The organism is Kitasatospora sp. NPDC002551, from assembly GCF_040296005.1.
In the GTDB taxonomy this organism is placed as follows: Bacteria; Actinomycetota; Actinomycetes; order Streptomycetales; family Streptomycetaceae; genus Kitasatospora.
In genome coordinates this window covers 1-4,043 of sequence record NZ_JBEOWI010000142.1, presented here as the reverse complement: position 1 = coordinate 4,043, position 4,043 = coordinate 1, and the positions used below count along the sequence as shown (strand labels likewise).

6 protein-coding genes are annotated in these 4,043 nt (G+C 76.4%); all 6 read right to left on the bottom strand.

Annotated features, from left to right (window positions below):
* Positions 1–70: 70 nt before the first annotated feature.
* Positions 71–445 carry a hypothetical protein gene (locus tag ABT093_RS40550; RefSeq protein ID WP_350572527.1) on the bottom strand — a complete coding sequence of 125 codons (375 nt, stop codon included), beginning with the start codon at positions 443–445 and terminating at the stop codon, positions 71–73.
* Between the two features lie 233 nt (positions 446–678).
* Entirely contained in the window at positions 679–1,281 is a 603-nt protein-coding gene (locus ABT093_RS40545) for a hypothetical protein (RefSeq protein WP_350572526.1), read from the bottom strand.
* The gene (locus ABT093_RS40540; protein ID WP_350572525.1) at positions 1,278–1,958 is read right to left on the bottom strand and encodes a hypothetical protein; all 681 of its coding nucleotides are present in this window, start codon (positions 1,956–1,958) and stop codon (positions 1,278–1,280) included. Before ABT093_RS40540 ends, ABT093_RS40545 begins: the two co-directional genes overlap by 4 nt.
* A 112-nt stretch (positions 1,959–2,070) precedes the next feature.
* A complete protein-coding gene (locus ABT093_RS40535) occupies positions 2,071–2,289 on the bottom strand; it encodes a hypothetical protein (RefSeq protein WP_350572524.1) in 219 nt (72 codons plus the stop codon).
* 144 nt (positions 2,290–2,433) lie between these two features.
* Positions 2,434–2,829 (bottom strand): hypothetical protein, encoded by a 396-nt coding sequence (locus ABT093_RS40530; protein ID WP_350572523.1) that lies wholly within the window; start codon positions 2,827–2,829, stop codon positions 2,434–2,436.
* 8 nt (positions 2,830–2,837) lie between these two features.
* Complete coding sequence (locus ABT093_RS40525; RefSeq protein WP_350572522.1) at positions 2,838–3,635, bottom strand: hypothetical protein; 798 nt, start codon at positions 3,633–3,635, stop codon at positions 2,838–2,840.
* Between the last annotated feature and the right edge of the window lie 408 nt (positions 3,636–4,043).

Sequence of the window (4,043 nt, the reverse complement as noted above, 5' to 3'; positions counted from 1 at the left end):
ACCCACAACGACAGCGACGACGGCCCGTACGTCTACGCCGTCGACTCCCGGGGCCGCACCGTGGCCACCGTCACCCTGCGCGGGACCGAGCCGCGAGCTGCAGCATCCGTGCGGACTCCTCACGGGCCAGCGCGGGCGCGAGTTCCAGGGCCTGGGCCTCGGTGAAGCGGAAGGCCTGCCGGGCCTCGACATCGCCGAGGTACTGCCAGCGGCTGCCGGTCCAGACGTGCTCGCCGCCGTCGGGCCAGGCCGGGTTGACGATGCACCAGGCGTCGCGGTGGTCGGTGTGGCGGCGCCGCAGGATCAGGGCGGCGTGGTCGCCGAGCGGGTGGCCGGGGCAGGGGATGCGGTACTCGGTCGGCACCGGGCGCCCGGAGGCGTCCACGAGGCCGCCGGGCCCCTCGGCCGGGTCCAAGCCGGCCGTGGGGACGGAGGTTTCAGACACGGTGTTCTCCAGCGGAATCGGCCCACCGGACATGGCGGGTGGTGGAGCGGGTGGTGCGGATCTGGTCCCGGGCCCGCGCGGCCGTCCCGGGGTTGGTACTCCGGAGGTGGGCGGCGGGCATGGGCGTGACGTCGGTCCGGCACGGGCCGGCGCTCCCTCCCGCCGGCTGCCGACTGAAGGCCGGCGCCCGGTAGCGGGTGCCGCCCGGCGCGCGCACCGTGGGGCCGACGTCGCTACACCGGCGAGGTGATCGCATCGGCGCCGTGCTCGGCGAGCGCGATCCGCAGGCCGCGCACGTAGGCCAGCCGCTGCTGGAGCAGCGCCTCGGCCGCGCCCCGGCGGGCCCGCTGCTCGGCCACGAGCGCGGCCACCAGGCGGCGCCCGCTGATCCGGAACTCCCGGTCGGGGTCGACCGGACCGTGCGGGGCGACGCCGGTGTGCTCGACGAAGTGCCTGCGGGCCTGGATCTCGGCGAGGTCGCGCAGTGCCCTGGCCGCCGACTCCTCGCGCGAGAGCACCGGGGCGTACCGTCGCGGGCGGTCCCGGCCCGCGACCAGCATCCGGCTGAACTGGTCGTGCACGTAGCCGACTACGGCCAGGACGTCCTGCCAGCCGACCAGGACGGCGACCGCCAGGTGGTACTCGACGGCCTCGGCCAGCGCCGCCCGTGCCGAGCACGGCGGGCAGAGGCGGACGGTGCTCGGCCGGCGGCACTGCGGGCAGCCCCCGGCGTCGCCGTCTCCTGCTCCGGCCCCGGTCCTGGCTTCGGGGCTTCCACTGGGCAGGGCCCGGCGGCCGGCGCGTCGGGCGGCCGGACGGCCGTTGTCGGTGGTCATGTGTTTCCTCCAGGCGATCGGCTGATCGGAGACCGCTCCGGCTGGGCGGCCTGCGGCACATTGCCGTCGGGTCGGTCGAGGGGCGGTCGCGGGCCGTGCTGCTGAGCGCGCTGGTCGTGTCGGGCCTGCCGGTGGTGCGCGGCGGTGCGGCTGGTGAGGATGGTCTGCCGGATCGCGGCGGCCGCCGCGGCGACGGTCGTGCGGGCGGCGGGCGGCCCGGCCGGTGCCACGGCGGCGGTCTCGACCGTGCGCGGTCGGCAGCGGGGGCAGCCGTGGTCGGCGTCGAGCAGCCAGCCATCCTCGCAGCGGGGCTCCGGGCAGCCCGGCTCGGCGACCAGGGCGTAGGCGATGTCATCGGCCCGCTCGGCGATCTCGCCGGCGGGCAGGTGGCTCCATCTCGCCCACCAGCGCCGCTCGATCCGCTCCCGCAGGGTGGCGGGGGAGCGGTGCCCCAGCTGGTCGAGGACGGCTTCGCGCACGGCGACGGGGATGCCCCCGCGCCGCTGGAGGGCGGCCGCCAGGACCGGCGGGTAGGCCTGGGTGACCCAGACTCCGGGGTGCAGGCCCTGCGGGCGCACCGCGGGCCTGCCGTTGACGGCCGGCTGGCCGCCGCCGGGGCCTCGGCCGTCCTGGGACGCGGACGGGTTCCGGACGTGGTTCGCCTGCACGTCCGTCATGGGCTTTCTCCTTGGGGTGGGTTCGGTGGAGCAGCGCGGGGGCGAACCGTCACCGGCTGGTGGCGGCCCGCCCCGTTGTGCTGTGTCCGTCGGTGCCGGTGGGTCCGGGAGGTCAGGGCTTGATGGTGCGCGAGCGCGCGGCCTCGATGCGGGAGGTCGGTTCCTGGGCCCGGACGGCGGCGACGGCGCCGTCGGTCACCTGGTCGGCGGGGACGCCGACGGGGCCGGTACCAGTCAGGGTACGGGTGAGCGAGCGGCCGTCGGCGACGTCGACCTCGGCCCGGTACAGGGCGGTCGCGGGCTGGGAGGACTCGGGGAGGGAGCTGGCCATGGCGTTCTCCTGGGGACGGTGTCGGTCGCCTCCCGGCCCGGAGGGCGGGAGACTGCTTGCGTGCGCGGCCCGGCCCGGACTGTCCGCCGGGCGGGGACTGCCGGGCGCGGGGACGGCGAGTGCGGCGGGTCGGCGGCCGGTCGACTAGGGGGTGCTCGCATGGCCGACGGCCGGGTGGACGCGGTAGCCGCCGTCGGGGTGGCGGCGGACGGTGTCGCCGAAGCGGGCGACAGCGCGGGGGGCGTCGCCGTGCGCGGGGATGGTGAGCCCGTCGACCGCCAGGCGGCCGGTGCCGGGGTCGACACTGGTGTGGTACTTGGCCGGGCCGATCATCTCGTAGAGCTCGGCGATGGTCTGCTCGGTGACGTACCAGGCGGTGCCAGCGGTGGCGGCGCACAGGAAGCAGGGGGTCTGGCCGAGGGTGTCGGAGTCCTCCTCGACGACGGCGCCACGGGTGCTGAGACGGGCCCCGTCGAGGGCCCGGCAGGCGGCGTCGAGGTGGTAGCGGCTGCTGCCGTCGAGCGTGAGGGCGGTGGTCACGGTGCTCCTCAGACCCCCGGCGCGGCCGTGCTGGCGGCCTGCTGGGCGGCGCGGTAGGCGGCGATGTGGTCGGGATGCAGGGGCCCGTCGAGGTAGGGGGCGAGGTCACCGACGATGCCGGACGGGTCCTGGGCGGCGTCGAGCCGGCACAGGCGCTCCTCGATGAGCCACAGGCGGACGGCGGCCGTCTCCACCTGGTCGCGCAGCCGCATGTTCCCGGACTCCTGAAGCCGGAGGGTCTCGGCGGCCCGCCCGGCGCGGTACTCGTGCGCCTGGTCGAGATTGACTCGCAGCCGTTCGGCGGTCTCGGCCGGGGTCCGGTCGAGGTCGTCCTGCTCCGGTTCCAGCTCGGGGTGCCCGGCCTCCTGGATCTGCCGGTAGGCCGCCTGGTCCCGGTCGGAGAAGCAGAGGAACGAGCGCCCCAGGGCCGTCTCGGCGCGCTCGCGCCACATGTCGATGGCGATGCGGGCCTCGTCGACCGCGAGGACGTACGCGTGGTGGGCGGCGAACCAGGAGGACTCGGTGCTCAGCGCCTCCCAGTGCCGCTCGACCTCGCCCAGCAGGCGGTCGCGCTCACCCCGGGCGACCTGCTCGTTGGCCAGGCGGTCACGGACGTCGGCGTAGCGGGCGGTGGTGTCCATCAGGGCCAGCAGCCGCCGGCCCTCGGTGGTGGACTCCTCGCCGTTCCGGTCGGCGTCCGGGTGGGCCTCCCACCAGCGCCGGGCGGCCGCGTCGTACTCGGCCATGGCCGTCTCCTGGCTTCCGGTGAAGCCCTCGATGTCGAGTCGGTCCAGGCTGGTGATCATGCTGCTCCTTCGGTCGGTGGCTGGGAGCGGTGTCCCGGGATCGCGGATCGACGTAGGGGGCCGGGGGCTGTTGAGCGCGGCCTGGCTGCAGCGGCACGGGTGCGGCCGGCTGCCGGGCGGCGGGCAGGGTGATCTGCGGTTGAGCGGCGCGGAGCGGGAGGCCACCTGGTCGGCGGCGGCCCGCTCCGCGCTCTTGCGAGCGGCCCGGGGTGGGCCGGTCGGCGGGACGGCTGCCGGTGGTGTGCCGGCGGGTGGGCGGGTGCTGTCGGCGGCGGTGCCGCGGGCGGGAAGTTCTGCCCGAGGCAGGTCCGGCTGGCCCAGCTGTCGGCCTTCGCCCAGGGCGTGGGCTACCTGATCTCGATCCCCGGCCCGATCCTGATCGGCCGCCTCTACCAGGCGACCGGCGAG